The organism is Micromonospora parva, assembly GCF_040649675.1.
Taxonomy (GTDB): domain Bacteria; phylum Actinomycetota; class Actinomycetes; order Mycobacteriales; family Micromonosporaceae; genus Micromonospora; species Micromonospora parva.
Genome location: NZ_JBEZFX010000011.1, coordinates 1 through 16,660 on the forward strand (window position 1 = coordinate 1; position 16,660 = coordinate 16,660).

Here is a 16,660-nt window from a genome sequence, read left to right on the forward strand (position 1 = left end):
ACTTCCTCCTCCCGGGGGGGGGGGGGGGGGGGGGGGGGGGGGGGGGGGGGGGGGGGGGGGGCCCGGCGCGGGGGGGGCCCCCCCCCCCCCCCCCCCCCCCGCCCGGGTGTGCCGGTGTCGCCACGCGCTCGCCGGACGCGGTACGGTGCGTGGCATCTCGGCACATCGGAGGTCGCTTCATGCCTACCGTCGTCGTTCTCGCGCTGACCCTCGCCCTCGCCCCGGCGCCCTCGCCGTCGGCCACGTCGAATCCGCTCGGCGACATCATCGGTGGGGTCGGTCAGATCGTCGACGACCTGCTCGGCGGCGACCCGCCCAGTGCCGCTCCGACGCCGAGCGCCACCGCGACCGGGGTGCCCACGCCCGGTCGGCCACCGGCCGCCGGTCAGCCCACCCCGGTGCGGACCACGGCGGTCCCGGCGCCCGCCGGTTCGGTGGGTGATGCTCCCGCACCCGCCGCCCCCGCCCCTGATCGCCGCCCCGTCGGCGAGAGCACCGACACCCGCGAGGTCGTCGTGCCGCAGCGCGACGGCGACACCCCCGAACCGGCCGCCCCGCCGGTGTTCGCCAGCCCCACCCGCGACGCCTGGCCACCCGCGTCGTACCTGTTGGTCGTCGTGCTGCTCGCGGTGCTGGCGCTGCTGCTCCTGCGCCGCCGGGCCCCGGCCCCCGCCGTTGCCGCACCCGCGCCGGACCCCGGTCCCGTGCCGGATTCCGGTCCCGCACCGGATCCCGGCCCGGTTCCGGACAACGACAACGTCAGCCGCCTGCCGACCAGCCTCAACGCCATCTACGAGATGGGTCGGCTGGATGAGCGACTCGAACAGGAACGGCGGCGGCGCACCTGATGGCACACCGCCGCCGACGGTCTCAGCGCGCCGGGTAGCCGCCCTCACGCCGGGGGATCTCGTCGTCGTACGCCCCGACCGGGCCGCTGTAGCGGGTCTTGCCCTTCGGGTACGGCCAGGCGTTCGCGGTGCAACCGTGCAGGCCCAGCGTCTGCTGCTGCATCACCGGCGCCGCCCGGCCCCGCCCGGGGCACCGCTCGTGGCCGTACCCGAGTTTGTGTCCCACCTCGTGGTTGACCATGTACTGCCGGTAGGTGTCGAGGCTCGCGCCGTACCGCGGCACCCCCTTGACCCAACGCGCCACGTTGAGCACCACCCGGGCACCGTTGCGGCACGAGGTGTAGGCGTCCGGCACGTCCTGGCAGAGCGTGTCACGGGTGCCGGGGGTCGCCAGGTAGATGGTGAAGTCGGTCGGTTCACCGGCACCGACCCGGCGCAGCCGCCACGCCCCGCCCGCCGTCCACCCGCGCGGGTCGTTCAACGTCGTGGTGATCGCGGTCGCGATGTCAGCCGTCGCCAGGCCCTGGATGTCGCGCTCCACGGCGACCCGGTAGCGCAGCAACCGGCCGCCCGTCGCGCGTCCCGGCGTCGTCTCGCCCGACGCCACCGACCAGCGGTTACCGCCGGTGGCGGGGTAGGTCACCGGGATGACCGCTGGGGAACTGGACCGCACCTCGGTGGTCGCGCTCGGCCGCCCGGCGGGTGTCGCCGGCCCGGCGGGCAGCTCTCCGGCGGCGACCGGCTCGGTGGCCGGTTCCCCGGCGGCCGGCAGACCGCATCCGGTGAGCAACACCATCACCAGCAGCGACGCCATCGATGCGGGACCCCAGCGGCGGGTAACCTTCGTCGACATGTCTCTCCCCTCGCGCAACGCTCAGTGGTGGCGCGGAGGAGAAGACGGGTGACCGGGGCGAAAAGTTGATGTGACCCAGCGCTCAACCTTTTGCCGGCCCCGCCCGTCTCTAGCTCTGTGGCACGGGGAGGGTTCGCGGTGGCGCGGGGGGACGCGGATTTCGTGGAGTTCGCGCGGGCGGCGTCCGCGCGACTGGTGCACGCCGCGTACCTGATGACCGGCGACCACCACCAGGCCGAGGACGCCGCGCAGACCGCGCTGGTCCGTACCTACGCGTCGTGGTCACGGATCCACGACGACGACGCCTACGGGTACGCGCGCCGCACGCTGGTCAACCATCTGGTGGACGGGTGGCGACGGCCGATGCGGGAGTACCCGACCGACGAGGTGCCGGAGCAGCGGCGTGACGACGTGGCCGACGACGTGGCAACCCGGCGCTGGTTGATCGCCATCCTCGGTGCGCTCAGCCCTCGGGAGCGCGCCATCGTCGTCCTGCGCTACTACTTCGACCTGCCGGAGGCGCAGGTGGCCCGGGAACTTTCGGTATCCGTCGGCACCGTCAAGAGCACCAGTTCGCGGGCTCTGGAGAAGTTGCGCAGCGCCACCCCCCGGATGGCCGATGAGGAGGCGCGCCGATGAGCGAGCTGGAACGGCTCCGCCACGCCATGCGGGCGACCGAGCGTCCCGACGCGGGGCTCGATCTGAGCGCCGTGATGCGCGAGGGACGTCGGTTGCGTACCCGTCGGCGCGTCGCCGCGGCCGGGGCGGCGACGCTCGCGACCGGCCTGGCCGCCGCGGTCGTCGCGGTGGCGGTCGGCGTGTCCGGGCCGGGCGATCCGACGCCGACCGAGCCTCTGCCACCGGCCGCTGTCGCTCCACCGACGGTCGCTGACTCGCCGTCGGCGCAGAAGTCGCCGGACCGCACGGCACCTCCGACGCTGGCCAGCGACACGCCACTGGCGAAGCCGTTGGGCCAGTTGGTGGACAGCGGGGTACGGCACGGCAGTGAGCGCCGCATGTACTACTTCGTCCCGGTGTCCGTGCCCGGCGTACCCAAGGTGTCCATCGGCCTGGCCGCCGGTCGCCAAACCACCGGCGGCTCGCTGACCACGGACCTCCTGGTCAACGACGTCGAGGGCAGTGACCGCAGCGCCGGGTTCCACCAGATCGGCTACGACGAGGGGTCTGCCGCCGCGCCGGTGCCCACCTTCGGCTACTTCGTCGGCCCCGCCAAGCGGATCATCGGCACCGTCGACGGTCGGCAGGTCGACGCCCGGGTGACGCGGTGGAGTCTCGACAGCCAGGTGGTGATCTTCTGGTTCGATCCGGCGCACCTCACCCCGGGGGAGCGGCTGGACGGCATCATCGCCCGCGACGGCGGCGGCCGTCGACTCTGACGCGCTGCCGCCGCTCAGGCCAGCCGACGCTCGATGGTCACCGTCGTCCCCTCGGCGGTGGAGACCAGTCGCACGTCGCCGTAGGCGTTCATCAGCAGCGCGCCGCGCCCCCGGTCCATCGCCGGTCGGCGGTCCCGCCAGGTGCCGAAGTCCCGTACCGAGATCCGGACCAGGCCGCCACCCAGTTGGACGCGCACCCGCACCTCCGGGCGGCTGGGCCGCTGCGCGTGCTCGACGGCGTTGTTCATGGCCTCGGAGGCGGCGAGCAGGAGATCCTCCAGGACGTCCGGGTCAACGTCCAGCTCACCCAGGGCGCCGCGCACGTCCCGACGCAGCGCCGCCGCCGAGGTGGGTTCGGACGGGTACGTCCACCCGACGTCCAGGAGATCGCCCAGTACGTCCGGGTCGGCCGGCGTCGGCGGAAGCACCGCCGCGTCGCGGACGGGTTCGACAGCCGGGTCCGCCGTGACGGGGCCGACCGGGGCCGGGTGCGAAGGGGGAGCGGAGGCGGCGACGGTCGCCGGTTCGCCGCCGAGGGCCGCCGCGGGGGTACGGTCGCGGGCCCGGCGGATGCTGGCCCGGATCCGGGCGACCAGCTCGGCTGCGGCGAACGGCTTCACCAGGTAGTCGTCGGCGCCCAGGCTCAGGCCCTCCACGCTGGCCTCACCGCCGGCACGGGCGGAGAGCACCAGCACCGGCAGCGCCCGGGTCGCCGGGTCCGCCCGGAGCCGGCGCACCAGGTCGAAGCCGTCCATCACCGGCATCATCACGTCGGTCAGCACCAGGTCCGGCAGGTCGCGGTGGATCTCGTCGAGGGCCTGCTGACCGTCGGTGACCTCCCGCACCCGCCAGCCCTGCGCGGTGAGCAGCCGGGTGAGGTACGCCCGCATGTCGGCGTTGTCGTCGGCGAGCAGGATCCGGGCCCCGGCCAGCTCGTCCGTGGTCGTTCGGGTCGCGGGGTCGGGTTCGGTCACCGCGTCGCTCGGTTCGGTGAGCCAGCCCACCGCCTCCTCGACGGCGGCCCGGGCCGCGTCACCCCGCCCGCCGACCGTCGGGCCGCTGACCGCGGTGCGGTGCGTCGCCGACCACGGCAGCGTCACAGTGAACCGGCTGCCGACGCCCACCTGGCTGGTCACTCGGACGTCGCCGCCCTCCAGCCGGGCCAACTCGTGCACCAGGGCCAGACCGATGCCCGTGCCCTCGTGACTGCGCGAGCGGGCGCCGCGTACCCGATGGAAGCGTTCGAAGAGTTTCGGCAGGTCCCGTTCCGCGATGCCGATGCCGGTGTCCGCGACGGTGAGACGCACCTCCTCGTCGTCGGCGTCGAGGGTGACCCGGATGCGGCCGATGAACGTGTACTTGAGGGCGTTGGAGAGCAGGTTCGTGACGATGCGTTCCCAGTTGACCGGGTCGACAGAGACCGGCCGGGGCAGCGGTGGGCAGCTCACCTCGAGGGTCAACCCGGCCCGCTCGACGGCGGCCCGGAACACCCCGGCGAGCTCGGCGGTCAGCGCGGCCAGGTCGACCACCCGGGCGTCGCTGCGCGCCCGCCCGGCCTCCAGGCTGGAGAAGGTGAGCAGGCTGTTGACGAGCGTCAACAGTCGCGTCGCGTTACGCCAGCCGGTCTCCACCCGCTCCCGCTGCACCGGTGCCAGCGGCGCGGTGGCGTCGGTGAGGGCGTCGGTCAGCGGGCCGAGGATGAGGGTCAGCGGGGTACGGAACTCGTGGCTGACGTTGGCGAAGAAGTCGGTCTTGAGGCGGTCCAGTTCCGCCATCGCCTCGATGCGGCGCCGCTCCTCCTCGTACTCCTGGGCGTTGCGCAACGCCACCGAGATCTGCTGGGCGAGGAGCTGGTGGAACGAGCGGTACGCCTCGTCGAGCCCACGGCTGGGGCTCACCCCGGCGAGCAGGACGCCGCGGGGCTGACCCTCGTCGGCGGAGGACAGCGGCAGCGCCAGCGCGGTGCGGACCGGGTCGTCCCACGGGCCGGCGGGCAGCGGCAACCGGTCGGCGACGTCGGTCACCTCGGTCGCCCGGCCCTCGGCCGCGTCCGCCAGCCCCCAGGCGTACGCGGGCGGGCCCGGGTCGGTCAGCTCGACGGCGTCCGGCAGGGTCTGGGCGTGCCGCCGGTCGCCGCCGGTGCAGGCGATCCGGCGCAGTGTCGTGCCGTCGCGCAGGTAGATGGCGGCGAACGGCACGTCCAGGGGGTGGTCGTCGATCACGCCGACCAGCCGTGCGCCGGTGGCGTCCACGTCGACGGTGCGCCCGTCGCCGAGCACTGACAGGTCGCGCAGGAGGCGCAGCCGACGTTCGCCGATCACCTGCTGGGTGACCTCGCTGCACACGGTCAGCACGCCGACGGTGCGCCCGTCGTCGTCGCGGGCGGGGGCGTGCGAGACGCTGAAGTACGCCTCTTCGCGGTAGCCGGCCCGGCTGAGCAGCAGTTGCAGCGCGGGGACCCAGCTGGCCACCGAGGTCGCCATGGCCTCCTCGACCAGTGGGGCGAGCACGTCCCAGACCTCGGCCAGGGTCACCCGCACGTCGTCGCCGAGCGCGGCGGGGTGCTTGTCGCCGATCAGCGCCGAGTAGGCGTCGTTGTAGAGCTGGGAGTAGTTCTCGCCCCAGAGCAGCAGCATGGGGTACCGGGAGGAGAGCACCATCCGGACGGCGGCGCGCAGGCTCTGCGGCCATTCGCTGACCGGGCCGAGCGGGGTGCGGGCCCAGTCCAGCTCGGCCATCAACCGCCCGGTTTCGCCGCCGCCGAGGAACAGGTCGCTGCTGGGTCGTGTCACGCTCGATCCGACCCCATCGCAAGCCCCCGTTCCGGGCCTGACGACCCCTGCCGCGTTACCTACCCATCCTGACACTTCTACTCAGCTGTGCTGACGCCGGTACCCACCGTCGAACCGGCGGCGGTTCGGGACGAACGACCGATGCCTAGTACATCGACATCTGTAATTGTCTCGGGTATCCCTCCGACCCCGAGGAGCCCCCATGAGAGGCAGAACGCTGAGCGCGAGAGTCGCGCTCGCCGTGTTCGCCGCGACGACCGTGACGCTGGCCGCCCAACCGGTGACCGCGTCACCCCCGACCGCCACGACGGTGGCCCGGCCGATCGCCGGGTCCGTCGCCGCACTCGCAGCGCCGGACATCTCCGTCAGCAACGTCCAGGCGCACCTGACCCAGTTCAACGCCATCGCCACCAGCAACGGTGGCAACCGACGGGCCGGCTCGGCCGGCTACACCGCCTCGCTCACCTACGTCAAGACCAGGCTCCAGTCGGCCGGCTACACCGTCAGCGAGCAGTACTGCTCCAGTTGCACGTACCCCTCGAACAACCTCATCGCCGAGTGGCCCGGCGGCCCGGCCGACCAGGTGGTCATGTTCGGCGCGCACCTGGACGGCGTCTCGGCCGGTCCGGGCATCAACGACAACGCCACGGGTTCCTCGACCCTGCTGGAGAACGCGCTGGTCCTGGCCGTGCAGAACCCGACGATGACCAAGCGGGTGCGGTTCGCCTGGTGGACCGACGAGGAGCAGGGGCTCAACGGCTCCCGGTTCTACGTCAACTCGCTCACCAGCACCCAGCGCGGCTACATCAAGGGTTACTACAACTTCGACATGGTCGGCTCGGTCAACGGCGGCTACTTCATCAACCGGGTCACCTCGACCACCGCGGTGCCGCTGAAGGCGTACTGGGACTCCCTGGGCCTGCAACCGGAGGAGAACGTCGAGGGGCAGGGCCGCTCCGACGACTACTACTTCCAGCAGGCCGGCATCCCCACCTCGGGCTACGCCGCCGGGGCCAGCGCCCGCAAGACCAGCGCCCAGGCGGCCAAGTGGGGTGGCACCGCCAACTCCGCGTACGACCCGTGCTACCACCGGTCCTGTGACACCACCGCCAACGTCAGCGCCACGGTGCTGAACCGGGCGGCCGACGGTGTCGCGTACGCGCTGTGGCAACTCGCCGTGGGTGGCGGCACCCCGACCTGCGTCGGTGGTCAGGTGGTCGGAAACGGCGGCTTCGAGAACGGCAGCACGCCGTGGACCGCATCCTCCGGGGTGATCACCAACTCCAGCAGCAAGCCGGCCCGGACCGGGTCGTACAAGGCGTGGCTCAACGGGTACGGCAGCACCCGCACCGAGACCCTGTCCCAGTCGGTGACCGTGCCGGCCGGGTGCGCCAGCTACACGCTGTCGTTCTGGACGCGCATCGACACCGCCGAGACGACCACGTCCACGGCGTACGACAAGCTGACCGTGCGGATGGGCTCGACCACGCTGGCGACGTACTCGAACCTCAACGCCTCCAGCAGTTACGTCCAGCGCACGCTCAACGTGGCTGCGTACGCCGGGCAGACGGTGACGCTGACGTTCACCGGCACCGAGGACTCCTCGCTGCAGACCAGCTTCGTGATCGACGACGTGACGTTGCAGGCGAGCTGACCGCGTACCCGAGCAGGGCCGCCGCCGGCAACCCGGCGGCGGCCCGTCGCGTCGTGGTCAGGGAAGCTGGGGGTAGAGCGCGGCGACACCGCCGGCCAGCCCGGCCTGTACCCGCCGACTGACGTCGTCGGCGACGATCTCGTACGCGTCGGCCTCGACGCCGTCGACCGCGATCTTGGCGATCTCCGCCGGGTCGGACTTCGGGCCGGTGATGTCGGCGGCCATGTCGGTGTCCAGGTAGCCGACGTGCAGGCCGGCGACCCGGACGCCCTGGTCGGCGAGGCGCACGCGCACGCCGTTGGTCATCGACCACTGCGCGGCCTTGGCGACGCCGTAGGCCCCGTGGATCGGGGAGCTGAACCAGGACAGCACGGAGAGCACGTTGAGGATCGTCCCGCCGCCGTTGCCGGCGATGATCGGCGCGAACGCCCGGACCATCGACAGCGTGCCGAGGTAGTGGGTCTCCAGTTCCTGCCGCAGCACGTCCAGGTCGCCGTCGAGGAGGTCGGCTCGGAAGTCGGTGCCCGCGTTGTTGATCAGCAGGTTCACGTCGCCGGCCAGCGCGGCGGCGGCGGCCACCGATGCGGGGTCGGTGATGTCGAGGCGTACCGGCGTCACGCCAGGCAGGTCGACGCGGTCGGGGTTACGGGCGCCGGCGTAGACGGTGGCGCCCCGGGCGAGGAGTTCGGCGGCCAGGTGGCGGCCGAGGCCACGGTTGGCGCCGGTGACGAGGGCGGTGCTTCCAGCGAGCTTCATGGCCGTCACGCTATCCGAGCTGACTTCTGTTGAGCAAAGTCAGCTATCTCACCGGAGCGGGGCGAGCGAATCGGGAATACGACCCGGACGCGCCCACAGCCGGACCGGTGACGACTCGTATCCTTTCCGCGAACCTCCGTACGAGCCGAGATGGGAGACGGTGTGAGCAACCAGGCCGAAACGTTGGAATTCCAGGCCGAGGCGCGTCAGCTCCTCCAGTTGGTGGTCCACTCGATCTACTCGAACAAGGACGTCTTCCTGCGGGAACTCATCTCGAACGCGTCCGACGCACTGGACAAGCTCCGGCTGGCCACCCTCGTCGACAAGGACCTCGTCGCCGACACCGACGACCTGCACGTCGCCCTGGAGATCGACCGCGACGCCCGCACCCTCACCGTGCGGGACAACGGCATCGGGATGACCCGCGACGAGGTCGTCCAGCTGATCGGCACGATCGCCAAGTCGGGCACCGCCGAGCTGCTGCGCCAGCTGCGGGAGTCCGCCGACGCCCACGCCAAGCAGGACCTCATCGGCCAGTTCGGCGTCGGCTTCTACGCCGCGTTCATGGTCGCCGACCGGGTCACCCTGCTGACCCGCAAGGCCGGCGAGACCGGCGGCACCCGCTGGGAGTCCACCGGCGAGGGCACGTACTCGATCGAGGCGGTCGACGAGGCGCCGCAGGGCACCGCTGTGACACTGCACCTCAAGCCGGCCGACACCGAGGACAACCTGCACGACTACACCGTCGAGTGGACCGTCCGCGACATCGTCAAGCGCTACTCCGACTTCATCGCCTGGCCGATCCGGATGAGCGTGGAGCGGCCCGGCGCCGACGGTGAGGCCCCCACCAGCGAGGTGCAGACCCTCAACTCCATGAAGGCGCTCTGGGCGCGACCCCGCGACGAGGTCGACGCCGCCGAGTACAACGAGTTCTACAAGCACGTCAGCCATGACTGGGCCGACCCGCTCGAGGTCGTGCACATGAAGGGCGAGGGCACCTTCGAGTACGAAGCTCTGCTGTTCCTGCCCAGCCACGCCCCACTGGACCTGTTCTCCCCACAGGGCCGCCGTGGCGTGCAGCTCTACGTCAAGCGCGTCTTCATCATGGACGACTGCGAGGCGCTGGTCCCGACGTACCTGCGCTTCGTCAAGGGCGTGGTCGACGCGCACGACCTGTCGCTGAACATCTCCCGGGAGATCCTCCAGCAGGACCGGCAGATCCAGATCGTCCGCCGCCGCCTGGTCAAGAAGATCCTCGCCACGGTCAAGGACCTCAAGGCCAACCACGCCGAGCGCTACCGCACCTTCTGGACCGAGTTCGGCGCGGTGGTCAAGGAAGGGCTGATCGACGACACCGACAACCGGGACACCCTGCTGGACATCCTGTCGGTGGCCTCCACCAACGACCCGGCCGAGCCCACCGACCTGGCCGGCTACGTGTCCCGGATGAAGGACGGCCAGAGCGACATCTGGTACGCCACCGGCGAATCCCGGGCCGCCATCGAGAACTCGCCGCACCTGGAGGCGTTCCGGGCCAAGGGGCACGAGGTGCTGCTCCTCACCGACCAGGTCGACGAGGTGTGGGTCGAGCGGGTCGGCACGTACGACGGCAGGACGCTGCGCTCGATCGCCAAGGGCGAGATCGACCTGGACACCGACGAGGAGAAGCAGCAGGCCGAGGCCGAGCGTGAGCAGCAGCGACAGGAGTTCGCGGCGCTGCTCGACTGGCTGGGGACCACCCTCACCGACAGTGTCCGGGAGGTGCGCCTGTCATCGCGGCTGACCACCTCGCCGGCCTGCGTCGTCGGCGACGCCCACGACCTCACCCCGACCCTGGAGAAGATGTACCGGGCGATGGGGCACGAGATTCCGCCGACCAAGCGGATCCTGGAGATCAACCCCGGGCACCCGCTGGTGTCCGGGCTGCGCAAGGCCCACGAGCAGGGCAGCGACCAGGTGGCCCTGACCGAGACCGCCGAGCTGCTCTACGGCTTGGCGGTGCTGGCCGAGGGTGGCGAGCTGACCGACCCGGCCCGCTTCACCCGGACGCTCGCCGACCGGCTGGCCCGCACCCTGTAACCGTAGGGGGATCGCTCGCCCGCTGCTAACGTCACGCGTTCCGCGCGAGAAGGTGGAGTCCGTCGGTGCTCAGGATGGTGCTGCGTACGTCAGCTGCTGTGGTGGCCGTCTGTACGGTGACCGCTTGCGGTTCCTCACCGGCTCGTACAGCGGATCGGTCAGCGGGCGAAGCGATCCCCTCCGCGGCGCAGGCGACGGGCTCGGCCACAGCCACGAAGCCGCCCGAGCCAGCAGTTCCGGCGACGGGCGGGCCGGGCTATTCCGCCGCGTTGTCCGCACGCCTGGTCGCCACGGACTCGGTGCCGCCAGGATTCACTGTGGAGATCGCGACAGTCATGTCGCCTGATGCCGGGGAGCAACGCTCAGAAGCCTGCTCGGGCAGCATGATCCCGCTGTTGTCAGCGAGGCGGCTGACCGGGACTCCGTCAGCGATGGCCGCGGCCACCCTCAGCTATGACGCGGGCCCGGATGACCTGTGGGTGGGGACCGAAGTCCTCAGGACATACGCCGATGACGGTGCACGACGGGCAACGGCCGACCTGCGAACCTTGATCGGCCGTTGTCCCACCGTCGCGTCGTCCAGCCAGGGCGGCAGCCATCGCTTCGCGGTGGCAGCAGGGCCGCGGTTGGGCGATGACAGTATTCACGTCAGGTGCAGCGCGACGTACGGTGCCGACACGCTGAAGTGCGACAGCGTCCTCGTCCGGATCGGAACCACTCTGGTGGTCATCCAGGAGGAGGGCAACAAACCCGGCGGTGACAGATACCTGCACCAGCTCGCCGAAGCTGCGCTCCGCAGATACCAGGCGACCGCCTGAATCGCCTTGTCAGGCCGGGCCGTGGCCGTGTTCGTCACGCCTGCTGTGCCGGCCTGATCGAAAACGGTCCACGATGGTCACTGCACAGACGTCGATCGCCCGCAACCGCTGCGGGACCCACCCCGCGTGGCCCGGTGAAAGAGTTCACAAGAGGTGGGCGACCGTCACCGACCGTGCCTAACGTCGGTCGGGTTCGCCAACGCGGACACCACGGCCGGCAACGCCAAATCCTGCCCCCGGTCGTCGGAACCCAGTCACCCGGGCAGGAGCGGGGGACCCACACGTTCCTCGGTGCATGTCACCTCGGGGTGAAGCCGCCATCGCGCGGCCGGGCTCCTCGGCCCGAACCCGACAGCTCACCTCGCCGGCGTGGAGGAAGCTCACATGACGTCTGTCTACACCCCCCGTCATCGACGGGTCACCACCCGCCGCCTCGCCGTCGGCACCCTTGCCGTTGGCGCGGTCACCGGCGCCGTCGCCCTCTTCGGGCCGGCCGCCCCTGCGCAGGCCGCCGTCAACTGGGACGCGATCGCCAAGTGCGAGTCCGGCGGCAACTGGAAGATCAACACTGGTAACGGGTACTACGGCGGGCTTCAGTTCTCGCAGAGCACCTGGGCCGGTTACGGCGGCAAGAAGTACGCCGCCCGCGCCGACCTGGCCAGCCGCGGCGAGCAGATCGCCATTGCCAAGAAGGTGCTCGACGGGCAGGGCATCGGCGCGTGGCCGACCTGCGGCAAGAAGGGCGGCTCCGCGACCAAGCCCACCGCGAAGCCGTCGACCAGATCCACCGAGAAGTCGACGACGTCGACCGCGAAGCCCACCAAGCCGCAGGAACGGTCGTCGCGTGGCGAGCAGCCGGCGACCCGCGACCACCAGCGCACCGCGCCGGTGGCGGGCGGCCAGACGTACCTGGTCAAGTCGGGCGACACCCTGTCCGAGATTGCTGCCGAACAGCGGGTGGCCGGCGGCTGGCAGGCCCTGTACGAGGACAACCGGCAGGTGGTCGGAGCAGACCCGGGTCTGATCTTTCCGGGTCAGCGGCTCAGCCTCTGACGGATGACACACGAACGCTCGGCCGGGTCACCGGCCGAGCGTTCGTGTGTGTCGTGCTGTCAGCCGGGGTGCCCGTGCCTCGTGCGGGCCGCCGTCACGCCGCCGAGGCGGACGCCTTCGGCCCTCGATGCGACGCTGCCGGGCCGGCGTTCCAGCCCCAGCGGGAGGCCGGCACCGCGGACTCCCCGGGACGGCCCGCGCCCACGTCGTCACTGTCGTCGCCGTCGGTGGTCCTCTCGACCGAGTCGGGCGTGCTGCGGGACAGTCGCAGCGAGTGCTCGGCGCCGTTGCGGGCCGTGCACGGCCAGGACTGCCCGGCGCACTGAAGGTTGCGGCACCGGCCCTCGTCGTCCGGCTCGTGTGCGCTCAGCACATCGACCGCCAACTGCCACAGCAGCGGGTCGGTCACGTCGTGCGGACGCTCGGCGGTGCGGCTCGGTCGGTTGCTGGTGTCGTCGGACATCATGGCCCCCCTCGTCAGGCTGTACCCCCCAAGGGTCACCCGTCAGCCGCCAGCTAAACCGCCGACCTGCTGTGATGTGTCTCTGCTCGCAACTCGACCGCGGACGCCGCACGCGTATCGGTCAGTCCGGCAGGAGTGGCATCTCCACCCCCGGCTCCCGGTTGAGCAACACCGCCCGGGTCAGCGCCGCCGATCCGAACCGGTCGCGGACCGCGTCCACCGCAGCGTCCAGATCGGAACCGGCGTCAGGCTGGAACGGCAGCTCAGGCTGGACGGGGTTGTCGTCGAGATTGCCCACCGAGACACCGATCAGAGTGACACCACGGCGATCGATCTCGGGCAGTGCCGCGCGCAGCAGCGCACGCGCGGCGGCGAGCAGTGGCGTGGTGTCCGCCGTCGCCTTCCCCACCGTGTGCGAGCGGGTCGCCCGGGTGTAGTCGCCGAAGCGCAGCCGCAACACCACCGTGCGGCCGGACCGTCCGGCCGCCCGCATCCGCCGGCTGACCCGGTCGACCAGGCCGGCGAGGATGGCCTCCAACTCCGTCGAGGCGTGCGGGGTGCGACTGAGGGCGTGCTGCGCGCCCATCGACCCGCGCCGCCGCCCCACCTGCACCGCCCGGGGGTCGCGGTTGTGCGCCAACGCGTGCAGGTGCCGGCCGGCGCCCGCCCCGAGCATCGACACCAGCGCCGCCTCGCCGAGGCGGGCCACCTCCCCGACCGTACGGATCCGGCGCTCCCGCAACTTGGCGGCAGTGACCGGGCCGACTCCCCAGAGCCGTTCCACCGGCAGTGGATGCAGGAACGCCAGCTCATCGTCCGGCGCGACCACCAGCAGGCCGTCCGGTTTCGCCACAGCGCTGGCCACCTTGGCCAGGAACTTCGTGCGGGCCACCCCCACCGTGATCGGCAGGTGGACCTGGTCGCGGACCTCCCGGCGCAGCCGTTCGGCGATCTCGGCCGGCGGCCCGACCAGCCGCCCCAGCCCACCCACGTCGAGGAACGCCTCGTCGATGGAGAGCCCCTCGACCAGCGGCGTGGTCTGCCGGAAGATCTCGAAGACCGCGCGGCTCGCCGCCGTGTACGCCGACATCCGGGGCGGCACCACTATCGCGTCCGGGCAGAGCCGACGCGCCTGCTGGCCGCCCATCGCGCTGCGGACACCCCGCGCCTTCGCCTCGTAGCTGGCCGCGAGCACCACCCCACCACCGACGATCACCGGTCGGCCCCGCAGGCGCGGGTCGTCGCGCTGCTCGACCGACGCGTAGAACGCGTCCAGGTCGGCGTGCAGGATGCTGGCGCCGGGCGACACGTACACATGTTCGCATGGCGCCCGGCCGATGCGGCAGTGAGCTGGGCGAACGCCCGATCAGTCGAGGCAGAACTCGTTGCCCTCGGGGTCGGCCATGATGAGGTGACCGGCGGCCAACGGGGGAGTGGGCTCGTGCCGGCCGAGGCGCTTCGCGCCGTGCGAGACGAGCCGTTCGGCCTCCGTCTCCAGGGCCGCCATCCGCGCGTCACCGGTCAGCCCGGGGGCGGCCCGGACGTCGAGGTGGACGCGATTCTTCACCTGCTTGCGTTCCGGCACCCGCTGGAAGAACAGCCGTGGTCGCGCGCCCTCGGGGTCGACCACCGCCGACGCGTCGTTGCGGTTCTCCGGCGGCACACCCATCGCCTCCAGCGCCTGGTCCCAGGATTCGAAGTCTCCGGGTGGGGCCTGCACCTGGTAGCCGAGCGCCTCGGCCCAGAACGTGGCCAACCGGGCCGGGTCGGCGCAGTCGAAGGTGATCTGCACGTCGCGGATCACGGCGGATCCCTGGTGTCTGATCTGGTCGGTCATGAACTGAGCCTCTCGCGGATAGCGGACAGGGTTGTTCCGCTATCCGTGCAACGATCGACGAATGACCGTCGAGGCAACGACCGAGCGGGTGCTGCGCCTGCTGGCGCTGCTGCAACGACGACCGTCCTGGACGGCCGCCGAACTCGCCGTCGAGCTGGGGGTCACCGGCCGTTGCGTGCGCCGCGACGTGCAGCGCCTGCGGACGCTCGGTTACCCCGTGCACGCCGTCTCGGGCGTCGGCGGTGGCTACCAACTCGGTGCGGGCACCCGGCTGCCGCCGTTGCTCCTCGACGACGAGGAGGCGATCGCCACGGCGGTCTCGCTGCGGCTGGCCTCCGGCGGCACCGTCGCCGGGGCGGGCGAGGCGGCGCTACGGGCACTCGCGAAGCTCGACCAGGTGATGCCGTCGCGGCTGCGCGCCGAGGTGCGGGCGGTGCACGGCGCCACCGACACCCTCATCGGCCCGGTCGCCGAGATCGACGCGGAGCTGCTGGTGACGCTGGCCCGCGCCTGCCGGGACGGGGTGCGCGTTCGGTTCGACTATCCCGGCCGGGGCGCCGGGGGCCAGGAACGGACTGTCGAACCGATCCGGATGGTCACCACCGGCCGCCGCTGGTATCTGATGGCCTGGGACGTCGACCGCGACGACTGGCGGACGTTCCGGCTGGACCGGATGCGGGCGGTGGTGGCGACCACCTGGCGGTTCCGGGCCCGCGAGCACCCCGATCCGGTGGCCTTCGTGCAGCGGGCGGTGACCGGGGCGCCGTACCGGTACCTCGCCCGGGTGCGCGTGCACGCCCCGGCCGACCAGCTGCGCGAGGTGGTCCCGCCCCAGGTGGGACGGGTCGAGGACGATCGTGACGGGTGGTCGGTGCTGGTCCTCGGCGGTGACAGCCTGGACTGGCTCGCCGCGCACCTCGCCCGGCTGAGTTACGAGGTCGAGGTGTTGGAGCCTGCCGAGCTGCGCGAGGCCGCGGGCCGGCTGGCCCGTCGCCTCGCGGTGCTGGCCGGTGCGACGTCGGAGCCCGACGCGCGGTGACGCAGCGTGTAGTGCCGCAGCGACACCGGGCCGCCGTCGGGAGCGGTCCACGGCGCCGTGCTCGTGCCGACGCACCGCCATCCCGCGCGCTCGTACAGCGCGACGGCCGCGGTGTCACCGGCGGCCACCTCCAGCACCAGGTCCGTCGCGCGTGTGGCCGCCCACCGGCGGGCCCGGTCCAGCAGCGCGCTGCCCAGCGCCAACCCCCGGGCTTTCGGCACCACGAAGAGACGGGCGACCTCGGCCGTCGGCGGGGCCAGCGGCCCGCCCGCCGGATCGGGCAGCCGGTGCACGGCGATGTGACCCACGACGGCAGCGTCGTCATCGACTGCCACCCAGGCCCGCGCCGGCTGCGGCTCGCGGAGCCAGCGGTGCGGGTCGGCGGGCCAGTTCAGCGGGTACCTGTCGACCCGGTGAACCTCGGTGAGCGCCGCGACGCAGCCGTCCAGGTCGGTGGCGCGCCGCCGGCGGATGCCCGGTGGGTTCACAGGTCGTCGAACGGGCTGGCGTAGCGGAACTCGCCCCGGATCGACTCGTTCCAGGCGTGCAGTGGCCGAGCCATGAAGTACTGCGGCCCCCACGGCTGCGGCGGGGTGACGCCCAACTCGACGGCCGGCCGGAACCCGAAACGCGGGTAGTAGTCGGGGTGCCCGAGCAGGACCACCAGCGGCTCGTCCCGCGCGTCGGCCGCGCCGAGCACCGCGTGCATCAACGCGCTGCCGACGCCGCGCCGCTGCCAGTCCGGCAGCACTCCCAGCGGCCCCAGGCCCAGCGCCACCGCCGCGCCGCCTACCAGGCCGCGGGTGGCCACCACGTGACCGACCACCTGGCCGTCCGAATCGACCGCCACCAGGGAGTACGCGGGCAGCCAGCCCTCGTCGACGCGCAGCGCGTCGACGAGCGTCGCCTCGACCGGTACGCCGTCACCGCCATCGGCCTTGGCGAAGGCCGCGGAGTGCACCGCGCGAATCGCGTCGACGTCGGCGGGTGTCTCGCGTCTGATCAGCACCGCGCCACCATAGACGCGGTGAGTTGCCGGCTCCACGCGTTTATCGCCGGCACCGATCTGCC

16 protein-coding genes and 1 riboswitch are annotated in these 16,660 nt (G+C 72.1%); of the genes, 8 read left to right on the top strand and 8 right to left on the bottom strand.

Annotated elements, in window-relative coordinates; translation table 11 throughout:
- The first annotated feature begins 179 nt into the window (after window positions 1-179).
- Window positions 180-848 carry a hypothetical protein gene (locus tag AB0C03_RS25315; RefSeq protein WP_210866310.1) on the top strand — a complete coding sequence of 223 codons (669 nt, stop codon included), beginning with the start codon at window positions 180-182 and terminating at the stop codon, window positions 846-848.
- Window positions 849-870: 22 nt separating this feature from the next.
- Here the strand turns inward: AB0C03_RS25315 and AB0C03_RS25320 are convergent, their stop codons facing one another.
- Window positions 871-1,701, bottom strand: a complete 831-nt coding sequence (locus tag AB0C03_RS25320) for a DUF3152 domain-containing protein (RefSeq protein WP_210866309.1) — start codon at window positions 1,699-1,701, stop codon at window positions 871-873.
- Window positions 1,702-1,839: 138 nt separating this feature from the next.
- On the opposite strand from AB0C03_RS25320, the gene AB0C03_RS25325 reads away from it, so the two are divergent.
- Complete coding sequence (locus AB0C03_RS25325) at window positions 1,840-2,340, top strand: SigE family RNA polymerase sigma factor (RefSeq protein WP_210866308.1); 501 nt, start codon at window positions 1,840-1,842, stop codon at window positions 2,338-2,340.
- Window positions 2,337-3,098: a hypothetical protein gene (locus tag AB0C03_RS25330; RefSeq protein WP_210866307.1), complete on the top strand. Its 762-nt coding sequence runs from the start codon at window positions 2,337-2,339 to the stop codon at window positions 3,096-3,098. The genes AB0C03_RS25325 and AB0C03_RS25330 overlap by 4 nt, the downstream gene beginning before the upstream one ends.
- Before the next feature lie 14 nt (window positions 3,099-3,112).
- Here the strand turns inward: AB0C03_RS25330 and AB0C03_RS25335 are convergent, their stop codons facing one another.
- A complete protein-coding gene (locus tag AB0C03_RS25335; protein WP_357639232.1) occupies window positions 3,113-5,890 on the bottom strand; it encodes an ATP-binding protein in 2,778 nt (925 codons plus the stop codon).
- 202 nt (window positions 5,891-6,092) lie between these two features.
- Here AB0C03_RS25335 and AB0C03_RS25340 point away from each other — a divergent pair, with 202 nt between their 5' ends.
- Complete coding sequence (locus AB0C03_RS25340) at window positions 6,093-7,544, top strand: M28 family peptidase (protein ID WP_357639235.1); 1,452 nt, start codon at window positions 6,093-6,095, stop codon at window positions 7,542-7,544.
- Between the two features lie 57 nt (window positions 7,545-7,601).
- On the opposite strand, the gene AB0C03_RS25345 is transcribed toward AB0C03_RS25340, so the two are convergent.
- Window positions 7,602-8,300, bottom strand: a complete 699-nt coding sequence (locus AB0C03_RS25345) for an SDR family oxidoreductase (RefSeq protein WP_030332460.1) — start codon at window positions 8,298-8,300, stop codon at window positions 7,602-7,604.
- 150 nt (window positions 8,301-8,450) lie between these two features.
- Between AB0C03_RS25345 and htpG the strand changes: the two genes are divergently transcribed.
- The 3 genes from htpG (at window position 8,451) to AB0C03_RS25360 (ending at window position 12,250) form a co-directional block, all read left to right on the top strand.
- Window positions 8,451-10,379, top strand: a complete 1,929-nt coding sequence (gene htpG / locus AB0C03_RS25350; RefSeq protein ID WP_357639238.1) for a molecular chaperone HtpG — start codon at window positions 8,451-8,453, stop codon at window positions 10,377-10,379.
- A 317-nt stretch (window positions 10,380-10,696) separates the two neighbouring features.
- Window positions 10,697-11,197: a hypothetical protein gene (locus AB0C03_RS25355; RefSeq protein WP_357639241.1), complete on the top strand. Its 501-nt coding sequence runs from the start codon at window positions 10,697-10,699 to the stop codon at window positions 11,195-11,197.
- A gap of 211 nt (window positions 11,198-11,408) precedes the next feature.
- Window positions 11,409-11,581, top strand: a riboswitch (cyclic di-AMP (ydaO/yuaA leader).
- On the top strand, window positions 11,582-12,250 hold the full coding sequence (locus AB0C03_RS25360) for a transglycosylase family protein (protein WP_357639244.1): 669 nt from the start codon (window positions 11,582-11,584) through the stop codon (window positions 12,248-12,250).
- 94 nt (window positions 12,251-12,344) lie between these two features.
- On the opposite strand, the gene AB0C03_RS25365 is transcribed toward AB0C03_RS25360, so the two are convergent.
- The 3 genes from AB0C03_RS25365 to AB0C03_RS25375 form a co-directional block, all read right to left on the bottom strand.
- Window positions 12,345-12,713 carry a hypothetical protein gene (locus AB0C03_RS25365; RefSeq protein ID WP_357639246.1) on the bottom strand — a complete coding sequence of 123 codons (369 nt, stop codon included), beginning with the start codon at window positions 12,711-12,713 and terminating at the stop codon, window positions 12,345-12,347.
- Window positions 12,714-12,834: 121 nt separating this feature from the next.
- Complete coding sequence (gene dinB / locus AB0C03_RS25370) at window positions 12,835-14,022, bottom strand: DNA polymerase IV (RefSeq protein WP_081883864.1); 1,188 nt, start codon at window positions 14,020-14,022, stop codon at window positions 12,835-12,837.
- Between the two features lie 57 nt (window positions 14,023-14,079).
- A complete protein-coding gene (locus AB0C03_RS25375) occupies window positions 14,080-14,550 on the bottom strand; it encodes a VOC family protein (RefSeq protein WP_209444557.1) in 471 nt (156 codons plus the stop codon).
- Window positions 14,551-14,611: 61 nt separating this feature from the next.
- Here AB0C03_RS25375 and AB0C03_RS25380 point away from each other — a divergent pair, with 61 nt between their 5' ends.
- The gene (locus AB0C03_RS25380; protein WP_030332469.1) at window positions 14,612-15,589 is read left to right on the top strand and encodes a helix-turn-helix transcriptional regulator; all 978 of its coding nucleotides are present in this window, start codon (window positions 14,612-14,614) and stop codon (window positions 15,587-15,589) included.
- Here the strand turns inward: AB0C03_RS25380 and AB0C03_RS25385 are convergent.
- A complete protein-coding gene (locus AB0C03_RS25385; RefSeq protein ID WP_081883837.1) occupies window positions 15,481-16,077 on the bottom strand; it encodes a GNAT family N-acetyltransferase in 597 nt (198 codons plus the stop codon). The genes AB0C03_RS25380 and AB0C03_RS25385 overlap by 109 nt on opposite strands.
- Window positions 16,074-16,598, bottom strand: a complete 525-nt coding sequence (locus tag AB0C03_RS25390) for a GNAT family N-acetyltransferase (protein WP_030332472.1) — start codon at window positions 16,596-16,598, stop codon at window positions 16,074-16,076. Before AB0C03_RS25390 ends, AB0C03_RS25385 begins: the two co-directional genes overlap by 4 nt.
- Between the last annotated feature and the right edge of the window lie 62 nt (window positions 16,599-16,660).